Below are 2,442 nucleotides of genomic sequence, written 5' to 3'. Positions count from 1 at the left end.
CCGCGTCAGTACATGCCGGTGCAGGTGAACACCACATAGGCCACCAGGGCCCAGGTGCCCGCCACCGAGTGCAGGCCCCAGAGAAAGGAGCGGCCCTTGAGCGCCGGGTCGAAGGTCAGCCAGGTGCGCCATGACAGCGGCCGGCGCGGCCAGCGCAGGTACAGGCCCGACAGCGACAGCATCAGCAACAGGCCGGCCAGCGTGCCCGTGATGGGCTTGCCGTCATCGCGCGACAGCAGCAGCCAGCGGTGCAGGCGCTCCACCCATTCGAAGAACTCCGTGCCGTGCTGCTCAGGCAGCTGCGCGCCCGTGTAGGGATCGACAAAGACCGTCTGGCCCCGGCGCTGGCCGGCCGGCGGCTTGAAGGCCACCTGGGCCGAGCGGCCGGGCTCGGCAAAGATGGTGATGCGCTGGACCACGCGCTGCTCGCCGGCCTCGCGCAGCGCCTGCGCAATCTGCGGCGGCCCCAGCGGCGCGGCATCGCGCGCGGGCACGGAGGCAGTGCCGGGATTCATCCATCCCAGGATTTCCTCATGGAACGAGAACACCGCGCCCGACAGCCCGATGACGATGAGCACCGTGCCGGCCGTAATGCCGACGAACCAGTGCAACTGGAACCAGATTTTCTTGAAAGTCATGGGGAGCAGGCGGCGGCGTTCAGCGGTCCATCACGGTGCGCAACGGAACATCAGGACAGAACGGTGCATGGAAGGCAGGCGTGCAGGAATGAAGGGGCCAGGCGCCTGTGCGTCGGCCGGGACCCAGGGATGCAAGGCACCCATCAGCGCGAAATTCTAAATTGTTCTCATTTACGGCGTGTTGCACGCGCGATAGGCCCACAAGGCGGCCTGGGGTTTCGTGCAGGCTTGAGCCGCCGGGATGCAGCGCCTCTACCCAATGGAAATCGCCTGCCGAAACAGGTTCGGCAGGCGATGGTTCAGCGCCTCTTCAACCGTGTGTCAACCGCGTCTGCGGCGCAGATTCCACAGGCCTGCGGCCAGCATCAGCAGCATGGCCATGGCGAGCATGCGCGGTTCGAGCGCAGGGATCGGCCGGGCACCCGGCGCCGCACCCACACGCGCCGGACCGCTGGGATCCACGATCACGCCATTGGCTGCGCGATCGTCATCACCCTGGCCGCCATCGGTGACCACCACCGAGGTCGTATTGCCCGACACCACCGCACCCGCAGGCTGATACCAGGAGTCCGCCGCCCCTGCGGACGCTGGACCGAACTTCCAGTACGCCATGCCGGTCACCGGCCCCGGCCAGGTGACGCTGACCGTGATCGAGCTGCTGGCCGTACAGCCCCGGGCCACGAAGTGCACATTGCCGTACGGGAAGCTCAACTGGCCCGGCGCACCCGGCGCAGCCGCGACGAAGGACGACTGCGACACATCGAACCCGCAGCCCGCGCCACCACCGCTCAAGGTCGCCGTGGCATTGCCTGCCCCGGTGGCTGTCGGACCCGTGAAGGTCTTTCCGAGCACGTTGAGCGAAGTCGTTGTGGCAGGTCCGGTATTGCCATTGCCGGGGTTGGTCTGGGTCGCGCTGATCGTGTGCAGACCCGGCGTCGGCAAGCCGCCGCCTGGCGTGCAGCTCCACGTCTGATCGGCCGCGACGATTGCCGTACACAGTGTCGTCGAGCCATCCTTCACCGTGATCGTGTAGCCCGGCGTGCCGGTGCCGGATATCTGCGGATAGCCTCCCACCGTGGTCGGCGAAACCGTCAACGTCGGAGCCACCGGCACCTGCGTGCTGGGAGTGACCGGCGTTGCTGGTGTCGATGCACAGTTCACCGTGCAACCGGCCGTCGGATTGACAGGGCTGATGCCGCCCGCCGGATCGTAGGAGGCCGTGTTGGTGCTCGAACCCACCGCCGTCGGCACAGCCGGCAGATTGAAGCTGCTGTTGCTGCCAGCCGCCACCGGCGTGGTGAAGCTCACCGTGCAAGACAGGATCGCCGTGCCATTGCCCACGAACGGGAAGGTGTTGGGCGTGCAGGTCGCACTGGCCACGTTCGCACCGGTCGGCACGCCTGTGATGCTGATACCCGCAGGCACCAGGTCCTTGATGGTCACGCTGGTGGCGGGGCCGAAGGCACTGGCAGCGTTGGACACGGAGAACGCGTAGTTGAACGCAGTCCCCACAGCCAAGCTACCGGGGTTGGCTTTGGTGACCGTCAGCGCAGGCGTACCAGGCGTGACCGGTGTGGTGGGTGTCGACGCGCAGTCTGTTGTGCACCCTGCCGTCGGATTGACAGGGCTGATGCCACCCGACGGATCGTAGGAAGCCGTGTTCGTGCTCGAACCCACAGCCGTCGGAACAGCCGGCAGATTGAAGCTGCTGTTGCTGCCAGCCGCCACCGGCGTGGTTAAGCTCACCGTGCAAGACAGGATCGCCGTGCCATTGCCCACGAAGGGGAAGGTATTGGGCGTGCAG

The 2,442-nt window shown here is 66.8% G+C and carries 2 protein-coding genes; both read right to left on the bottom strand.

Translation table 11 applies throughout. The features are described 5' to 3' along the window. Positions 1–5: 5 nt before the first annotated feature. Positions 6–638, bottom strand: a complete 633-nt coding sequence (locus L995_RS19550) for a PepSY domain-containing protein (protein ID WP_047473095.1) — start codon at positions 636–638, stop codon at positions 6–8. Positions 639–959: 321 nt separating this feature from the next. Then, the coding region (locus tag L995_RS33930; RefSeq protein WP_331428956.1) for a choice-of-anchor U domain-containing protein at positions 960–2,442 on the bottom strand (1,483 nt) is incomplete at its 5' end.

It is taken from the genome of Delftia sp. ZNC0008, assembly GCF_000799035.1.
Lineage (GTDB): Bacteria > Pseudomonadota > Gammaproteobacteria > Burkholderiales > Burkholderiaceae_C > Comamonas > Comamonas tsuruhatensis.
This window is presented reverse-complemented; position numbering and strand designations above follow the sequence as displayed.

Coding starts and splice junctions, on each gene's coding strand:
- L995_RS19550 (WP_047473095.1), bottom strand. CDS start 638: ATGACTTTCAAGAAAATCTGGTTCCAGTTGCACTGGTTCGTCGGCATT.